Below are 18,251 nucleotides of genomic sequence, written 5' to 3'. Positions count from 1 at the left end.
TGATGAGGCAGCCAGGCACATGCGTATCGTCCTGACAGTTCTTGCACTTGCGGTGGCTCTTGATGCCCGCGCTGACACCGTGGTTTTCGAGGGTGTCCGCCTGATCGATGTCGCGACGGCCACGGTTTCGGAACCGACGCGCGTGGGCATTCGCGACGGCTTCATCGTCGATGCCAGCGCCATCGACCGTCCAGACCGCACAGTCACGACGGAAGGCTACCTGATCCCCGGGCTGGCTGAGATGCACGCGCATGTGCCATCGGGACGCGTCGGTGATCAGGCGGTTCGCGATACCCTGGGTCTTTGGCTGGCGCATGGCATCACCACCATCCGCGGCATGCTGGGTGAACCTGGCCATTTGCGGCTTCGCCAGCAGCTGGCAGATGGCGAGCTTACCGGCCCGCGATTGATTACCTCCGGGCCCTCCTTCAACGGCAACTCCGTCGCGTCTCCGGCGCAGGCCCGCCGGCAGGTGCTTGCGCAGCAGGAGGCGGGATACGATTTCCTCAAGCTGCATCCGGGCCTGTCCGTTGAGGATTTCGATGCCTTGTCCCGTGCCGCAGATGCGCTCGGTATCGACTATTCCGGCCATGTCTCGGTGGCGGTGGGCCTCGACCGCGTGCTCGCCTCCCGGCAGGGCACGATCGACCACCTCGACGGCTACACCCGTCTGATGGTGCCCGAAGACAATGCGCTGCATGGCACGGACCCCGGCCTGTTCGGTGTGAATCTGGTAAAGGGCATGGACCCGGACCTGATACCCGAGCTGGCGCGGCGGACTGCTGAGGCGGGTATCGCCAACGTGCCCACCCAGAGCCTGATCGAGAACTGGAGGACCGGCGATCTGGAGGCCTTGATGCAGCGCGACGCCATGCGCTGGATTGCCCCTGAGACAGCGGCGCGCTGGCGCCAACAGGCGATTCAACTTCGCGGGGAGCTCGCGGATGAAGACGCCGCGCGCTATGTCACGCTGCGCCGACAGCTAATCCGCGCCCTGCACGAAGCTGGCGCCATGATTCTGGCCGGCGCTGATTCGCCGCAGATCCTGAGCATTCCCGGCGACGCCATTCATCACGAACTTCTGACCTACGTCGAATCCGGTCTCACCCCTGCCGAGGCGCTGGCGACCGCGACGATCAACGTTGCTGCCTACCTGGGCGAGACCCATCGAAGCTGCCTCCAGCCCGGCTGCGTCGCTGACCTTGTTCTCCTGACGGCCAACCCGCTGCAGGACATCGGCAATACGCGCTCGATCGCCGGTGTGATGCGTGCCGGAGAATGGTTTGACCGCCAGCATCTGGACGATATCCTGGCGGCCATAGCGAAACGGTAAAGCGTCGGCGATGAGCGAGTCGGAGCAGCAGGAAGCGGCGCTGCCGCTGAACAAGCGGCGTCGTGCCTTCGGTGCGGTGGAAAGCCACTATCCCCTGCGCGACCTCGCGGGCTGGTTCCGGACACTCCTCGGTGCCGAGCGTCGTTACTTCTGGCTTGCAGTGATTTACGGCGTGGCCATCAGCGGGCTCACGCTGGCGGTTCCCCTCGCGGTGCAGATGCTGATCGACTCGATCGCCAACACCGCTCTCGTGCGCCCCCTCGTTGTTCTGTCCGTGCTGCTCTTTGGCATGCTGGCGACCTCGGGGGTGCTCAGCGCGCTGCGCACCTATCTCATGGAGCTCTATGGACGACGCGTTCACGCCCGGCTGATGGCCGACTTCTCGTTGCGCGCGGTTTACGCCCAGGCGACGTTTTTCGAGAACCGCAAGCGTGACGTGTTGTTTGACCGCTACTTTGACATCATGACCCTGCAGCGCAATGTTCCCGAACTGCTCATCGGTGCCTTCGCCATCTTTCTGCAGTCCATCATGGGCTTTATCGTGGTCTCGTTCTATCACCCGGTTTTTCTCGGCTTCAACCTGGTGCTTATCGTGCTTATCTACCTTGTCTGGCGCATCTGGGGGCCGGCGGCCATCCGCACCGGCATCGACCTTTCCGATGCAAAGTACGAAGCCGCCGCCTGGCTCGACCATCTCGGCAGCGCCAATAGCCTTTACAAATCGCGCACACACATTCAGTACGCGCTGTCGCGCTCCGAGACCCTCACAGCACGCTATATCGATCAGGAAAAGCGCCATTTCCGGCAAACCTTTGCGCAGACCATCGCACTGCTGTTTCTCTACGCGCTGGCCAGTTCGCTCCTGCTGGGTCTGGGCGGCTGGCTCGTGATTCAGGGGGAGCTGTCTCTTGGGCAGCTGGTTGCCGCGGAACTGATCATGTCGGCAATTTTTGTTGGCATGGCCCAGTTCGACTCTTACCTGCGCCGCTTCTACTACGTGTGCATGGCCGTAGCCGAGATCAGCGAGCTTCACGAAATCCCGCTGGAAAGCACGGACGGCGAGAGCCTGTCCGCCGACGGGTCCTTCGACCTGCGCTTTCGTGATGTTCATCGGACAACGCGCAGCCGCGAGGCGCATTTCCATTTCACCATCCCCGAGGGTGAGACCGTGCGGGTAGACGCCGAGGAAGAGGTTCTGCAGCGCATGATTACCAGCATGCTGGAAAGGAACGAAGCCCCGGAGCACGGCTATATCACCATCGGCGAGGTGGATATTGCCGCCTGCGATATCCACGGGCTGCGGCAGTACCTGATGGTAGAGCGAAGGCCGATGATCATGGACGGCAGTATTGCTGACTACCTGGTGCTCTCGGGAGCCGACCGCGCCTCACGGGGCGAGATGTTCGAGATGCTGCGGCTGGTGGGGATCGACGAGGTGGTGCGGGAGCTCGACCAGGGCCTGGATACGATACTCTCGCCAATTGGTCTGCCGCTGTCGGCCGAGGAGGTGCTGCGACTGAAGCTCGCGACCGCGCTTCTCGCCTGCCCGCGGATCCTCGTTGTCGGGGAGGTCTTCGGTCTCGTCGACCGGTCGGTGTGGGAGCGGGTCCTTGCCTATGTCGCCGAGCGACCTGAGATGACCTTCATGCTGTTCTCCCGAGACGGGACGCTGCCGCACGTCGATCGCGTATTGCGCCTCGGCTGGCATGACCAGGTTCTGGAGCCTCCCCTCGAATCAGCGGACAGCGGAACAGATGACGCGGGGGGTGCCGACACGTGAGCGACGACACGGGGGAGCGTATCTGGAAGGCGCATCGCTCCAACTGGGCGACGTTCGACTCTATCCGAGTCCCCGGTGTCATTCCCACGCTGTCGCGGCTGATTATCGCCACCATTATTATCGGCGCAATCGTCCTGTGGTTCACGCCCTGGGTGCAGACGGTGTCGGGTCGCGGCGAGGTCACGGCGCTGTCACCGGATGACCGGCGACAGGACATCCATGCTCTCGTTGGCGGTCGCATTGAAGAGTGGTTTGTACGCAACGGCAGCCGCGTCGAGGCCGGCGACCCCATTGTCCGCATCGTCGACAATGACCCGCAGCTTGTCGAGCGCCTGCGCGACGAACGCGCTGCTGTGGAGCGCAATGTCACGGCCGCCGAGGACCGTATTGCCACGGCGCTGCGCGATGCCGAACGGCAGCAGGAGTTGTTTGATGAGGGGCTTGCCTCGCGCCTTGACATGGAGAAGGCGCGCATCCGGGTCGAGGACCTGCGTTCGCAGCTGGCAACAGCCGAAGCGCAACTGCAGCGTATCGAAGTCGATCTCGCGCGCCAGTCAGCGCGCACTGTGCGGGCGCCGCAGGCCGGCACGATACTGGGCGTTACTTCCGGTGATCGGGCGACCGTTGTCAACCAGGGGCAACGGGTGGCTTCCTTTGTGCCCAGTGGCGGCGAGCGCGCGGTTCGGCTTTACCTCAGTGGGCGCGATGCGGCACTTGTGGAGGCTGGGAGGAATGTGCGACTGCAATTCGAGGGCTGGCCGTCGGTGCAGTTTTCCGGTTGGCCGTCCGTTGCCGTAGGTACCTTCGGCGGCCGCGTCGCCGTGGTTGACCGGAGTGCGAACGCTCAGGGAAAATTTCAGGTCCTGGTTGTGCCGGATCCGGATGAGCCGCCGTGGCCTGAGGATCGCTTCGTGCGCCTTGGGACCAAAGCGCGGGGGTGGGTGCAGCTGGAGACCGTGCGCCTGGGCTTCGAGCTCTGGCGTCAGATGAACAATTTCCCGCCGGAGTTTCAGGTGCCGGGTGGCAAAGGTGACGCCGGGAATAGCAGCAAGGCCGGCAGCTGAGTCAGTGTTAGAGCGGGCCCCGGAAAAGGGGCCCTGCGGATTGTCGACGCGGCTTAGCCGCGCAGACGCTCTGCGATACCGGCAAGCGTTGTTGACAGCCCTTCGATAGTGCGCGCGTGTGCCGCTGCCGTCTCGACGCCGCCAAGTCTGTCTGCCATTGTGCCCAGCGCCCGCGCCAGTTCCTCGTCGCCCGTGCCCTTGTCCATCGCCGTCTGTGCACGCACAAGCGCGTCGCGAACCTTGGCCTGCATGTCATCCGGCAGGCCGTCACCGCGCCCCAGCTGGTCCAGGTAGGCGAGGGCGACCGCCGGTGCGGCTGGCCAGCTCACGCGGAACTGCTGCTGTGGGTTGAACAGCTCACCCTGGTCAGCCAGTTTGGCAGCGGCAATCTCGTTCTCGCTCAGGTGCTCGCTGGGCAGCAGTTCCAGGACGTCGAGCCCACGAACAATCTCGGTGCCGTAGATATGATTCCGGTACCAGTAGGCGGACCAGAATCCCCCCGTGATGATCTCGTCGGCAAAGTAGGGTCCGCGATCGAAGTACGCGATCTCGACCGGATTGGAAGAATCGGTGAAGTCGATCACGGAAATCCCGCCCTGATACCAGGCCTGCACAAAGATATCGCGGCCGGGTACGGGAATGATGGATCCGTTATGCGCAACACAGTTCTCCGATTCCATCTGCGGCGCCGGCATCTTGAAGTGGCTCCTGAATTCGAGCTTGCCGTCGACAATGTCATAGATGGCGTTGGCGCCCCAGGTCAGCGGGTCCCAGGCGCGACAGCGCGCACGTGAACCGCCGCCCCACTCGTCGGTGAACAGAACTTTGGTGCCGTCGTTGTTGAAGGTGGCGGAGTGCCAGTAGGCAAAGCCCTTGTCGTTTACCACGTCGATGCGGGTTGGCGCGGCCGGGTCGGTGATGTCGAAAATGATGCCGTTGCCCGAGCAGGCGCCGGCAGCAATGTTCCCCTCCGGGAAGACGGTAATATCATGGCACTGATCCGTGCGCCGGGTTTCCTGCGTGCCTTCACCATGATCGCCGCCGCGCCACAGGCCCGCGGCAACACCGCTTTGCGCATCCGCAAACACGCGTGGACTGTCGACGATACGGGCCGCCGCCGGATCGTTCACCGGGACCTCGATCACGTCGATACGGAACAGGGCGGTGCGCTCGTCGCCGGCGATGTCACCAATGCAGCCCTCGAGTTCCTCTTCGTCGCGGACCTGTGACGTTCCCGAGTTGTAGACCGTAATGATGCCGTCCTCGCCAGGACCGGAAACCACGGAATGCGTGTGTGAGCCCCGGCAGGTCTGGACCGCTCCTACCTGCGTGGGCATGGCCAGATCCGAAATGTCAAAGATGCGCAGACCGCGGAACCGGTCCTGACTGATCTTCTCGGAGACACCCTCGAGGCCGCAATCCAGGCGGCCTCGGGTTTCCTGCGCTGACATGAACAGCAGGTCACCGACGATAGACACGTCCCCCTGGCCCCCAGGGCATACCACCGACGCTGTCAGGTCCGGCACGCCGTCTTCCTGCAACCGATAGACATTGAAGCCATGGTAGTTTCCGGCAACCATCACATCGTCGCGAAATGCCAGATCGGTATTGGCAAAGCTGAGCATGGGCCGACGCCGGTTTTCCGCATCCTTGGCAATGGTCTGAGACCGCTCCCCGGTCTCGTCGTCCTCGGTTTCCGCATCGGCCTCCCGGCGCTCTGCATCTTCTTCATCGAGCGCGCGGGCGCCACGCTCCGCGGGGTTGGCGGGGTCAAAGAAGCCTGCAGGCTTGCGCAGGCTGGCGACCAGCTCCAGATTGCTGATGGCCTGCTCCGCATCGAAAACACCCGCCGCGAGATTCGAGCGGGGATCCTCCGATAGCCCCACCAGCAGGGTGTTCATGCGCTCGATTTCCACGGCCTGGTCGTTGGTGATGTCGTTGGTGAATTCAAACAGCACCGGGTCGTACGCCGAGCCGTCCTGCTCCATGAGATCCTCGACCATGGTGATGGCGCCATCGTGATGGCGAATCATCAACTCCAGGAAAAGGCGGTCGAAATCCGTGCCTTCTGCGGCTTCAAGGGACGCCATCTGCGCCGGCGTCGCCATGCCAGCCATATCGTGGTGCATGTGCATGGCATGGTGATCGGACGGGTCCGGCACGTCCTCGCCGCGCTCTGCCAGCCACTCCTGCATAAAGGCAATCTCGTCGGCCTGACTGCCGTTGATGCGGTCTGCGAGGTCCACCAGCATCGGATTGTTGGTCCTGTCCTTCACCAGGTCCGCCATCAGCGTCGCCTGATGATGATGAGGAATCATGTCCTGCATGAAGCGCACATCCGCAGGCGAGTAAGACGACTCTGCGACTGTCACCGCTTCATCGGCGGTCATTACGCGACTCGCTGCCCCCGGGGCGCCGGGTTTCACAATCGGTGTCTGGGCCGTGGCCAGGGAGGAAAGGAGCACGGCCGATACGGCCAGGCTCAGCGTCAGTTTGCGGTGGCCCCGGGCCGTCCTTTGGGGATAGCTAGTCATTGTTATGCGTTCTCCTGCGTGTGGAAGTCGGTAAACAAAAACCGATCATAGCGCAGCAGGATCCGAATGGGGACAGTCGCAATCTGCGACGGTGAGCCTATGTTCTTTGGGGGGGAAGCCGCGAGTCCGGTCTGCTACGCTTAGCGGATGACGAAACAACCCAGAATAAGCAATGAGGTGCCGAGCAATGAACATACGAAGAAAAGCAGGGCTGGTTCTGCTTTGCGCCGGCATTGGCGCGCAGGCCCAGGAGGGCGAATTTCAGGTGGGGCTGCCCCTGGGTACCACCAATGAGGCGGGCGAACGGGAAGCCATGTCGTCCAGCGTCAAGGTCTACGGCAGCTTCCGCTTCACGGAAAGCTGCACCTTTGATCCTGAGCGCAACCTGATTCTGGCCATGAACGCCGGTGTGCCGACAGCGCAGCGCGAGAATGATGGCTACGTATCCCTGATCCACCCGGATGGCAGTGTGCACACGTCGAAATGGATCGGGGCCACGCGCGACGGCCTTTACCTCGATCATCCCCTGGGCAGCGCGATCAGGAATGGGGTGCTCTATACCGTTGACGGCAGCTTCCTGCGCAGCTTCGATCTGGCCAGTGGTCAGCCGCTGGAATCCATCGAGGTGCCGGGCTCGACTTTCCTCAACGGTATCGGCGTGGCCGAGGACGGCACGGCGTATATCTCCAATACCCGTCCGCCGGAAACCCTCTACCGCGTGACCCCGGAAGGCGAGACATCGGTGCTAGTGCAGGGCGCACCGCTGGCGGCGCCGAATGGCGTCGCTATCGACAACGACGGCAATGTCGTGGTGGTCAACATCGGTAACAATGACGTGCTGACCTTCAGCCCGCAGGGAGAACTGCTGCTGACCGAGCATGCCGCCGAGAGCGGCAGTGACGGGTTGGTGATTCTGCCCGACGGCACCAAGTATGTTAGCAGCGTGCGCTACGGCAGCGTTTCACGCATCCGTCCGGGAGAGGACGCCGAGGTCATTGCCGAGGGCATCCCGAGTGCCGCTTCCATGTGCTACGACTCGGTGCAGCATCAGCTGGTTATTCCGATGAATCCGAATGACGCGCTGGCTTTTGTGCCGCTGGATAAATGAAAACAATGGCTTATGTAATCTTTCTCAGGTAATACCTGAATTTTGAAGCGAGACTGCAGGGTGATGTCGGCGTGAATAGCGGCACTCCGGGTTGATCGCCCAGTCACAAATTATCGCTGTCATGGTTTTGTCGGAAAATTCCCGTAGACTCTCGGATTCATGGCCTCCAATTGGCATCGATGTATCGGACAATTGGACGGGCAGGATCAGGCCACACTGGATAATCATGTCAAGGATTGAGGCCATGCTTCACGAACACCCGGTCAAGGCTGGCGGCAACGCCGTTCTTCTGATCCTGGCATTTCTGCTTGGCTCACTGGCCCTGATGCCCTCCTCGCATGCCGAGGACGAGCAGATATTTCCTGCCGAGAAGACGATAAGTGAGGACGGGGAGACACATCGGTTGACCCTCACCGGCAAGAGCAAGAGGGTTTTTCTGTTTTTCAGGATCTACGACATCGCCCACTACGCCGAGGTCGATGATTGGCCGCCCCTGTCGCCGGACGCCGTGGTAACGGATGGACGGAGCAAGGCACTGCAGATCCGGTTCAACCGGAAACTGGGCGTTGAGCGAATCCGTAAAGAGTTCGCGGATAGCCTGCGCAGGAATGCTCAGCCGGAGTGGCTTGCCGAGGCAGAGCCCACAATGGCGGCTTTCATGAAAGCGATCGATCGCGATGCTCGTGCTGGTGATCAACTGGTATTCTACTGGCTCCCCGGAGGGCGCCTGTTCGCAGATTTCAACGGCGAGCGCTCCTTTGCGGCGACCGACACCGCCTTCGCCAGGTTGATCTGGTCAATCTGGTTCGGCGATGATCCGGTCTGCGACCGGGATGAGTTGCTGGCCCAGCTTGCCGCTGGGGATAACCTGTGAGTGCTGGGTTCGAGGCTGCGGTTGACACCAGTGGCCACCGGAGCGCGCTCCGATGGCGTTCGCTGGAGGCTGTCGCGCACGCTGACGGTGCCGCGTTGCGCCGGGCCATCCGCGCACGCTCTCCTTTGGTCGTGAAAGACCTTGCCGAAGACTGGCCTGCCCTCGAACGCTGGACGCCAGAACGCCTGTCAGCTCGCTACGGGGATCGCAGTGTAAAGGTCTATGATGCCAGCTTCGGGGCTCCCGGGCAGGATTACATGGCCAGCATCGATACGATGGCCTTTGCAGACTTTCTCGAACAGACGCAGGCCCGGGGTCGCGACCTGCGAATGTTCCTCTATAACCTCTCGAACAGGATTCCCGAATTGCTGGACGACGTGTATCTTCCGGATGTTGGCCTGCAGTTCTCCCGTCGCTTCGTGTTCAGTTTTCTTGGCTGTGCGGGGAGCACCACGCCTCTACATTACGATATTGACATGGGTGACGTCCTGCACACGGTGATCCGCGGGCGGCGGCGGGTTCGACTGTTTCCACCGGAGGACGCCGCCGCACTGTACCGCCACCCCTGCACGGTGCGAAGCTACGTTAACCTGGACGCCCCGGACCTTGACCGATTCCCCGCCCTGGCATTCGCCCGGGGTTACGAGGTGGTACTACAGCCCGGGCAGACGCTCTACATGCCCGGGGGCTGGTGGCACGAATTCCACTACCTTGAAGCGGGAATGGGCGTGTCGCTGCGCTCCCCACCACTGCGCTGGACTGATCGTGTCAGGGGTGTTCTGAATCTTCTGGTCACCTCGCCTGTCGACCGCCTGGCCAATCGCTGTGCACCACAGGCATGGTACCGCTGGAAGTCACGGCGCGCTGATCGCATCGCCGCAAACTATGCAGCCTCTGCTTCCACGAGTACCACGCGATTGGGATACGAGCCATGAAGACCGGAAAAGGTGCCATCGAGCACGGCCGCTTTCACATTCCTTTTCGACATTATGGCGATCACGCTAACGTGCTGCTGTGTGTCAGTGGAATTCTGCAGACGATGGCGGTTTGGCGCGCGGTGACCCGTCGATTCTCGCCGCACTTCACGGTTGTCGTTTTCGACATGCCGGGCGTCGGACGCTCGAGGATCAAGTCGGGCAGCACCCACGTCACGGTGCAGGAGCAGATCGACGTTGTGCATGCCCTCGTCCAGCATTTTGCGCCCAGCGGAGACTTGACGCTGGCGGGAAGCAGCTGGGGTACTGCGATTGCCGCAGGCTACGCGGCACAGTGTCCCGCTGCGGTTCAGCATCTTGTGCTGAGCAGTTTCGGCATGAAGCCGAACGCTGAAATGGAACGTATTGTCGAGCATGCCCAGGCGCTGTATCACGCACGGAACTACGCCGCTGGTGCCGATCTCATCATCGACATGCTCGCGCAAGGGGTCGCGACCACCTACAAGCGGCAGATCGCGTCCCAGTTCGAGAATCTCAGTGATGCAAATGCTTCGGCCTTCCACGAGCACTGTCTGAATATTCTCAAGCTCGGTCACCTTCAGGACGTGATTGATCTCTCGCAAATCCGCGCACGGACATTGATTGTCAATGGGTCCGAGGACCGGATCATTGATCTCGACGATATGTGGCTGGCCAAAAATCTGATCCCGGATTGCGAGTGCCTGCTGGTCGACGGTGTTGGCCATTTCCTGCACTTCGAGCGCCCGGAGATTCTGGATGATTATGAAGACTTCATGGTTGCCCGCGCCGTGCCCCCGGGAACCAGCCGTGCAGATCGACGCCCGACGCTGGAAACTATGCTGAGATAAGGCCCGGTTTCGGGGACGCAACGTCCGCGAATCGATGGTGAACGTCACCGGGCCTTAAACTCGTGACACTACCCGATCGTGTCCTCGAACAGGCGCAGCCAGTTGCGCCCGAGCAGACGCTCCCGGTCACGACTTGACCAGCCTCGCGCTTCCAGCACGCGATTGAGATTGCGGAAGCGATCCGTGGAATCGAGCTCGGGAATCCACGGTGGCCAGCGCAGTTCGTAACTCTCCTTGAAGAAGCCGGTGCGCGGCGTGTACCAGTTCTCGTAGGTTGCCCACGGCGAGATGCCCTGGGGCGGGAAGTCCGTCGACACACCCACATGCTCAATGCCGGCGACCTTGACTGCGTGTTCGATGTGATCCGCGTAGTGCTCGATGGTTGTCTCGCCGCCCGGGTCAGGGCCGACAAAATAGCCCAGTGCGACCATGCCGATCACGCCGCCTTTTTCGGCGCAGGCGCGAATCTGCTCGTCGGTCTTGGCCCTTGGGTGGGACCTGATGGCTGCACACATGGTATGGGTGATGCCAACGGGGCGCTCTGAGAAGGCGATGCCGTCCAGGGTCGTCTGGGGTCCGCAGTGCGACAGGTCGATCAGGACGCCGAGGGAGTTCATGCGCTCCACCACCTCAAGGCCGAAATCCGAAAGTCCCGCGTTGGTGCGTTCAAGGCAGCCGTCGCCAACGAGGTTGCGGAAGTTGTAGGTCAGCTGGAAGGAGCGCATGCCGAGCGCATGCAGGGCATCAATGTTGCTCACCTCACCCTCAAGCATGGTCGAATCCTGGAAGTTCATCAGCACCGCCGTGCGCCCGCTGTCTTTTGCGCGAGTGAAATCCGCTGCCTGCAGCGCCGGCATCAGCTGGTCGGCGTGCGTGTCGATCTGCGTTCGCCAATCCACCAGAGCGTCTATCGCCGTCTGCAGATCCCGGCGCGGAAGGCTCTCAATAATGCCGGAGTAGTTCGCCGCACGCAGTGCCTGGTAGACATCATCGCCCCAGTCCTTGCCGAAGCACAGGGCGTCAATAACCAGCATGTCATCGTAGGCGTCGTCAGACTGCGCCCTGAGGCTGCCGGGTAGAGCGGAGGCGGCGAGCGCAGTGGCCGCCGTCTTCATGAAAACCCGTCGGGTACTGGAAGTGCTCATGCTCGCTGCCCTCGCTGTCAGTGATCTGTGTTTTTATCCTGTCTGGCAAGATACACAAAAAAGGCCGGATTGAGAAAAGGCCGCTGTTTCGTGCCTGTGTTCTTCCCAATGTAAGCCGGGGTACACTCGGGGACCGAGCAACCTTCAGTGAAGGAGGGTAGTCATGTCTATTGCACCGTTAGGTCAGCGCCTTGCGCCTCTCGTTCTGTCAATCGTCCCCGTCGTGTCATTCGCGCAGGGCAACGCGCCGGAGGTCGACTCTTCAGTTGACAAGACCGCCATACTCGCGGCGCTGGAGGCGGACTACGGTCGCTATGAATCCATCGCGCGGACGCTCTGGGCCAACCCGGAGCTGGGCTACCTCGAGGTGGAAAGTGCGGCGCTGCTGCAGGATACCCTCGCCGAGGAGGGCTTCACGATAGAGGCGGGAGTGGCCGGTATGCCCACGGCATTCACCGCCAGCTATGGCTCGGGTGGCCCGGTCATCGGCATTCTTGGGGAATACGACGCCCTGCCCGGCATGTCGCAGGCCGCCGAGCCCTACGAAGAGCCGCTTGAAGACGGCGCCCCCGGCCAGGCCTGTGGGCACCATCTGTTCGGCACCGCTTCCATGGCGGCGGCGATCGCGGCAAAGAACTGGCTGCGCGAGTCGGGGGCGTCCGGCACCATCCGCTTTTACGGCACTCCGGCGGAGGAGGGGGGTTCTGGCAAGGTCTACATGGTGCGCGCCGGCCTGTTCAACGACGTGGATGCCGTCATCAGCTGGCATTCCGGCGACGCCAATACCGCCAACCCGGGGACCAACCTCGCCACGATCTCCGGCAAGTTCCGCTTCACGGGAGTCTCCGCTCACGCGGCAGCGGCACCCCAGCGCGGTCGCTCCGCGCTCGACGGGGTGGAGGCCATGAACGATATGGTCAACATGCTGCGCGAACACACGACGGAGTCCACGCGGATCCACTACGTGATTACCGATGGCGGGAATGCCCCCAATATTGTGCCGAAGTCGGCCGAGGTGTACTACGTTGTGCGGCACGAGGATGTGGATGAGGTGCGCTCGGTCTGGTCGCGTGTCGTGCGTGCCGCCGAGGGGGCAGCCATGGGCACGGAAACAGACATGGCTTACGAGATCATCGGCGGTACCTACCCGCGCCTGCCCAACGAGACACTGGCCGGCGCCCTGCACAACAACCTCTCGCGGGTCGGCGGCGTGAAGTACAGCGCTGAAGACGAGGCGTTCGCGCGGCAAATCCGCGAGACCCTCGGCGAGAACCTGCCGGACATCGCGTCAGCGGCGGTGGTGCAGCCCATGGAGTTCACCCGCGGCAAGGCCTCGGCCGATACCGGCGACGTCAGCTGGAGCGTGCCCATGGCCGCCATGCGAGCTGCCACCTGGGTGCCCGGTACACCGGCGCACAGCTGGCAGGCCGTAGCCGCTGGCGGCACGCCCATCGGCTACAAGGGAATGATGGTGGCGGCCAAGACGCTGGCGCTGAGTGCGGTTGATCTTTTCACCCAGCCCGCTCTGCTCGAGCAGGCGAGAGCCGAGTTCGACACGCGCACCGGCCCCGACTTCCGCTATGAAGCCCTGCTTGGCGATCGCGAGCCGGCGCTGGATTACCGCAAGTAGCGTGCGGAGTGCGCGATTTCATTTCTTTCCACGACGAGGAGACTGCCCGATGTTCCGCAACCCCGGGTTCTGCAAGCTAGGCACGGCCTTGATCGCCAGCGGTATGGCGGCATCTTTATCCCTCGCCGCCGGCGAGGGCAGCATGACGCTGGGCGACAACGGGCGACCGTCGTTCTCCATCGACATGAGCTACCCCTACGATTACAGCAGCATCGTTCCCTATGAGGGACAGCATTCCGCGATCTATCAGCACATCGATGAGAACCTGGGTGCGCACATCGGCAATCTGCAGCGCTGGCTGCGACAGCCCTCCATAAGCGCCCAGAGTGTCGGCATCGATGACATGGCCAACCTGCTGGTAGACGATTTCCGCGACATGGGTTTCCAGGAGGTGGAGCGGGTTCCCACCGACGGTCATCCGGGGGTCTGGGCCTATTACGACGCCGGCGCGCCGAAAACTCTCATGGTGTACATGATGTATGACGTGCAGCCGGTCAACCCGGAGGACTGGCAATCGCCGCCCTTCGATGCGGCGATGGTGGATCATCCCGCGGGCAAGGCCATCATGGCCCGCGGCGCGACCAACCAGAAGGGCCCGCAGCGGGCGTTCCTCAATGCACTGGAGTCGATTATCGCCGTGGAGGGAACACTCCCGGTGAACCTGATGATCACCGCCGAGGGGGAGGAGGAGCTCGGTTCACCGCATTATCCGCAGATTATCGACAAGTATGAGGATCGCCTGCGCACGGCGGACGGGGTGATTTTCCCCATGAACATGCAGTCGCCCTCCGGGGACATCAATCTGTTTCTCGGGGTAAAGGGCATCGCTTACTGGGAGCTGGAGGCCCGCGGTGGCAAGTGGGGCGGTCCGGTTACGTCGGAAATTCACGGCTCCTACAAGGCGGCGCTCGACTCGCCGGTGTGGCGGCTGGTGCAGGCGCTGGCGCTGCTCACCACACCCGACGGCAATACCGCGAACGTGCCCGGCTTTTACGAGGGCATCCGACCGCCGACCGAGGAGGAACAATCGCTGATCGCGGCGTCGCTTCAGGGCGCCAATCGCATGTCGGCGGTCAAGGACGCTTTCGGTATCGAGCGCTGGATGGATGACGCCGATCCCGAGCAGCTGGTGATGGAGATGACCTACACGCCAACGCTTAACATCGATGGCATCTATGCGGGCTATACCGGGGAGGGCATGAAAACCATTCTGCCGCACAAGGCCACTGCGAAGATGGATTCCCGTCTGCCGGTGGGCATCGACCCCGATGAGCACCTGGCAAAAATCCGTGCCTTCCTCGACGCCAACGGCTACGCCGATATTCTGCTGCGCAAACTGTCCGGGTATCCGGCAGCGCAGACCTCCGTGGATACCGCGCTGGTGCAGGCGGCGCTCGGCGTGACCCGCAAGTATGCGGGCACGCCGTCGGTGAACCCGCGTATCGCCGGCTCCGCGCCGTTCTATCAGTTTACCGAGCGGCTCAAGCTGCCGATGATGCCCTGGGGGCTGGGCTACGGTAACGGGGCTCACGCGCCCAATGAGATCATGCTCATCGAGCCGGCCGAGGGCACCGACGCTGCCGGACTTGCCGAGATCGAGAAGGCCTACGTGGACTTTATCTATGCCCTTTCTGCCGACTGACAGGCGGGTTCCCGGGCGATCTTCCCGAATCCGGGTGCCCCGTAGACTTGCGGGGATAATGTGGTAGTGTTCGGTAGCGAACAATAAACGTCAACCATCCACACAGGAGATCCAGATGACATCTCAAGGTCTGTCCCGACTTGCTCGCCGCTCCGCGGTGAGCGCGGTGCTGTCGGTCGCTCTCGCGGGAAGTTTCGGCAGCGCGCACGCCGATATCGACAAGAGCACCTTCCCCGCGGAGATCCGCGCTATTGAATGGCGCGAGGTAGGTCCATTTCGTGGCGGTCGTTCTGCGGCGGTGACCGGCATTCCGGGTGATCGCGATCGCTACTACTTCGGCGCGACTGGCGGTGGTGTCTGGAGAACGGACGACGGCGGCGCAAGCTGGGACAATATCTCCGATGGCTATTTCGGCGGATCCATCGGTGCCGTGGAAGTCTCCACCTGGGACCCGAACGTCATCTATGTGGGTACCGGCGAAAAGACCGTGCGGGGGAATGTCTCTCCGGGCGATGGCATGTGGAAGTCCCTGGACGCCGGCGACACCTGGTTCCGGGCCGGTCTTGAGGATTCGCAGCATATCTCCCGCATTCGCACGCATCCGACCAATCCGGATATCGCCTACGCGGCGGTCATGGGACACCTGTTCGGTCCGAATGAGCAGCGGGGCGTCTTCCGCACCCGGGACGGCGGTGAGAGCTGGGAGAAGGTGCTCTACGTCAACGATGAGGTCGGTGCCGTGGATCTCGAGATGGATCCCACCAACCCGCGCATCCTCTACGCCAGCTTCTGGCGCGTGAAGCGCACACCCTACTCCCTCGAGAGCGGTGGCCCGGGCTCCGGCATCTACAAAAGCGTTGACGGTGGCGACAGCTGGGAAGAGCTCACCGGCAACGAGGGCCTTCCCAAGGGCACTATCGGCATCAGCGGCGTGACCGTGTCGCCGACCAACAACCAGAATGTCTACGCTATTATCGAGGCGGAAGAGGGCGGTGTGTTCCGCTCGCGGGACGGCGGCCAGACCTGGAAACAGACCAGCGACAATCGCAATCTTCGCCAGCGCGCCTGGTACTACTCGCGCATTTACGCCGACCCGGTCGATGAAGAGTCCGTGTACGTGCTGAACGTGCAGTTCCACTTTTCCAAGGACGGCGGCAAGACCTTCAGCCAGATCGAGGTGCCCCACGGCGACAACCACGACCTGTGGATTGATCCGGCGGACCCCCTGCGCATGATCCAGTCCAACGATGGCGGTGCCAACGTGTCCTATGATCGCGGCGAGACCTGGTCTACCCAGGCCAACCAGCCGACGGTGCAGTTCTACCGTGTCTCCGCGGACAACGATTTCCCCTATCGTCTGCTCGGCGGTCAGCAGGACAATTCCGCCGTCCGCATCCGCTCGCAGTCTGCCATGGGTTCGTCCATCAGCGTTCGCGACTGGGAGCCGACGGCCGGAGGCGAGAGCGGGCATATCGCGGCCAAACCCGATGATCCCGATGTGGTTGTCGGTGGCTCCTACGGCGGCTTGCTGCGCCTGGTCAACCATCGCACCGGCGAGCGTCGCGCTATCGATGTCTGGCCCGACAACCCCATGGGCTGGGGCGCCGCGGAACTCAAGTATCGCTTCCAGTGGAACTACCCGATCAGCTTCTCCCTGCACGATCCCGACGTGCTTTTCGTGGCCGCCAATGCGGTGTTCCGTAGCGACGATCTCGGCGAGAGCTGGACACAGATCAGCCCTGACCTGACGGTCGATGACAAGAGCAGGATGGGAAAATCCGGCGGACCGATCACCAAGGACGACACCAGTGTCGAGTACTACGGTACGGTCTTCGCACTGACGGAATCCCCGCACGAAGCTGGCGTCATGTGGGCCGGCAGTGACGACGGCAAGGTTCACCTCACGCGCAATGGCGGTGAGTCCTGGGACGATGTCACGCCCTCGGCGCTGCCCGAGTGGGCCATGGTCAACAGCATCGATGCGGATCCCTTCAACGAGGGCGGCGCATATCTCGCGGCAACCCGCTACAAGCTTGACGACTTCAAGCCCTACCTGTTCTACACGAACAACTGGGGCAAGAGCTGGAAGCGCATCGACTCCGGCATTCCGGACACGCATTTCACCCGGGTACTGCGCGCTGATCCCGAGCGTGAGGGGCTGCTGTTTGCCGGCACCGAGCGCGGTGCCTACTACTCGCTGGATAACGGCAGCAGCTGGAGCCCCATCCAGCTCAATCTTCCCATCGTGCCGATCACCGACATGCTCATCAAGGAAGGTGACCTGGTCGCTGCCACACAGGGCAGGGGCTACTGGATCATGGATGACCTGAGCCCCCTGCGACAGCTGGATGAGGCGCATAGCAATTCGGTGCACCTGTACACGCCCGGATCGGCGCATCGGCTTCTCTCCCGGGGCCGGGACAGGAATACGGATCCCGCAGGGACCAACCCGCCCGAGGGTGCCATGATCTACTACAGCCTGCCCGACAGCCTCGGCGACGACACGCCGGTGGAGCTCTCGGTCTATGCAGCCGATGATGAGGATGCCATCTGGACCTGGAGCAGGAAGCCGGCTGACGGCGAGGAGAGCACCCCGGAAAATGCAGACAGCGGCGCTGCGGATACCCGCGTGCTCGCCGCCGAGCCCGGCCTCAATCGCCATGTCTGGGACCTGCACTATCCGGGCATGGAGCGCTTTGACGGGCTCATACTGTGGTCTGACATGAAAGACGGACCGCGCGCGGTTCCGGGCGACTACCGTGCGGAACTTCGCGTCGGCGATGAGGTACAGGAAGTCAGCTTCAGCGTCGTGCAGGACCCGCGCTCCAGCGCATCGGCGGAAGACATGGCGGCGCAATTTGCCTTTGTCAGCGAAACCCGCGACCTGCTGTCGCGCACGCACACGGAAATCGGCAAGATCAGGACGCTGCGATCAAAGCTCGACTCGTTGAAGACGCGGCTCCTAGACGCCGGTGACAGCGTGGAACAGCCATCGCCTCTGCTGGCAGAGATTCTTTCCATCGGTGAGACCATCACCGATGTGGAGGAGACCCTCTACCAGACCAAGAACCAGAGTCGACAGGACCCGCTGAACTTCCCGATCCGGCTGAACGACAAGCTGGCCAGTCTGATGCGCATGGTGTCCCTCGGTGACCAGGGGCCGACAACGCAGGCACAGGCGGTCAAGGCGGAATTGAGCAGCGCGATTGAAGCGCAGCTGGCGATTCTGGATACCGTCTGGGAAGAGCAGATCCCGAGCCTGAATGCGCGCATCAAGTCGGCGGACATTGACATGATCAGCATGAGCGCTGATTGATCCTATCGACAGGGCGGCTGC

General features: G+C 62.5%; 12 protein-coding genes. 10 read left to right on the top strand and 2 right to left on the bottom strand.

Features of this window, described 5'->3' with window-relative positions; translation table 11 throughout:
- Nucleotides 1-19: 19 nt before the first annotated feature.
- From EV688_RS01675 to EV688_RS01665, 3 genes are read left to right on the top strand one after another with little or no spacing between them, the layout of a single operon-like run.
- On the top strand, nucleotides 20-1,333 hold the full coding sequence (locus EV688_RS01675; protein WP_117316705.1) for an amidohydrolase family protein: 1,314 nt from the start codon (nucleotides 20-22) through the stop codon (nucleotides 1,331-1,333).
- Between the two features lie 10 nt (nucleotides 1,334-1,343).
- Nucleotides 1,344-3,113: an ABC transporter transmembrane domain-containing protein gene (locus tag EV688_RS01670; RefSeq protein ID WP_117316703.1), complete on the top strand. Its 1,770-nt coding sequence runs from the start codon at nucleotides 1,344-1,346 to the stop codon at nucleotides 3,111-3,113.
- Nucleotides 3,110-4,177: an efflux RND transporter periplasmic adaptor subunit gene (locus EV688_RS01665; RefSeq protein WP_240624302.1), complete on the top strand. Its 1,068-nt coding sequence runs from the start codon at nucleotides 3,110-3,112 to the stop codon at nucleotides 4,175-4,177. Before EV688_RS01670 ends, EV688_RS01665 begins: the two co-directional genes overlap by 4 nt.
- Before the next feature lie 53 nt (nucleotides 4,178-4,230).
- Here EV688_RS01665 and EV688_RS01660 read toward each other — a convergent pair whose 3' ends face one another.
- Nucleotides 4,231-6,711, bottom strand: coding sequence for a DUF305 domain-containing protein (locus EV688_RS01660; RefSeq protein ID WP_117316701.1), 2,481 nt, complete (start codon nucleotides 6,709-6,711; stop codon nucleotides 4,231-4,233).
- 187 nt (nucleotides 6,712-6,898) lie between these two features.
- Between EV688_RS01660 and EV688_RS01655 the strand changes: the two genes are divergently transcribed.
- From EV688_RS01655 to EV688_RS01640, 4 genes are all read left to right on the top strand, one after another.
- Nucleotides 6,899-7,819 carry an SMP-30/gluconolactonase/LRE family protein gene (locus tag EV688_RS01655; protein WP_117316699.1) on the top strand — a complete coding sequence of 307 codons (921 nt, stop codon included), beginning with the start codon at nucleotides 6,899-6,901 and terminating at the stop codon, nucleotides 7,817-7,819.
- A 244-nt stretch (nucleotides 7,820-8,063) separates the two neighbouring features.
- Nucleotides 8,064-8,693, top strand: coding sequence for a chalcone isomerase family protein (locus EV688_RS01650; RefSeq protein WP_162883859.1), 630 nt, complete (start codon nucleotides 8,064-8,066; stop codon nucleotides 8,691-8,693).
- On the top strand, nucleotides 8,690-9,628 hold the full coding sequence (locus tag EV688_RS01645) for a cupin-like domain-containing protein (RefSeq protein ID WP_117316695.1): 939 nt from the start codon (nucleotides 8,690-8,692) through the stop codon (nucleotides 9,626-9,628). The genes EV688_RS01650 and EV688_RS01645 overlap by 4 nt, the downstream gene beginning before the upstream one ends.
- Nucleotides 9,625-10,497, top strand: a complete 873-nt coding sequence (locus EV688_RS01640) for an alpha/beta fold hydrolase (RefSeq protein ID WP_117316693.1) — start codon at nucleotides 9,625-9,627, stop codon at nucleotides 10,495-10,497. Before EV688_RS01645 ends, EV688_RS01640 begins: the two co-directional genes overlap by 4 nt.
- A 68-nt stretch (nucleotides 10,498-10,565) precedes the next feature.
- On the opposite strand, the gene EV688_RS01635 is transcribed toward EV688_RS01640, so the two are convergent.
- Nucleotides 10,566-11,642 (bottom strand): dipeptidase, encoded by a 1,077-nt coding sequence (locus tag EV688_RS01635; RefSeq protein WP_117316691.1) that lies wholly within the window; start codon nucleotides 11,640-11,642, stop codon nucleotides 10,566-10,568.
- A 163-nt stretch (nucleotides 11,643-11,805) separates the two neighbouring features.
- Between EV688_RS01635 and EV688_RS01630 the strand changes: the two genes are divergently transcribed.
- From EV688_RS01630 to EV688_RS01620, 3 genes are all read left to right on the top strand, one after another.
- On the top strand, nucleotides 11,806-13,272 hold the full coding sequence (locus EV688_RS01630) for an amidohydrolase (RefSeq protein WP_117316689.1): 1,467 nt from the start codon (nucleotides 11,806-11,808) through the stop codon (nucleotides 13,270-13,272).
- Nucleotides 13,273-13,321: 49 nt separating this feature from the next.
- Nucleotides 13,322-14,914, top strand: coding sequence for a M20/M25/M40 family metallo-hydrolase (locus EV688_RS01625; protein ID WP_240624301.1), 1,593 nt, complete (start codon nucleotides 13,322-13,324; stop codon nucleotides 14,912-14,914).
- A 115-nt stretch (nucleotides 14,915-15,029) separates the two neighbouring features.
- Nucleotides 15,030-18,230 carry a WD40/YVTN/BNR-like repeat-containing protein gene (locus EV688_RS01620; RefSeq protein WP_117316688.1) on the top strand — a complete coding sequence of 1,067 codons (3,201 nt, stop codon included), beginning with the start codon at nucleotides 15,030-15,032 and terminating at the stop codon, nucleotides 18,228-18,230.
- Nucleotides 18,231-18,251: the final 21 nt, after the last annotated feature.

The organism is Chromatocurvus halotolerans, from assembly GCF_004340525.1.
In the GTDB taxonomy this organism is placed as follows: domain Bacteria; phylum Pseudomonadota; class Gammaproteobacteria; order Pseudomonadales; family Halieaceae; genus Chromatocurvus; species Chromatocurvus halotolerans.
Note: the sequence above shows the minus strand (reverse complement) of the source record. Positions and strands in the feature narration are given on the sequence as shown.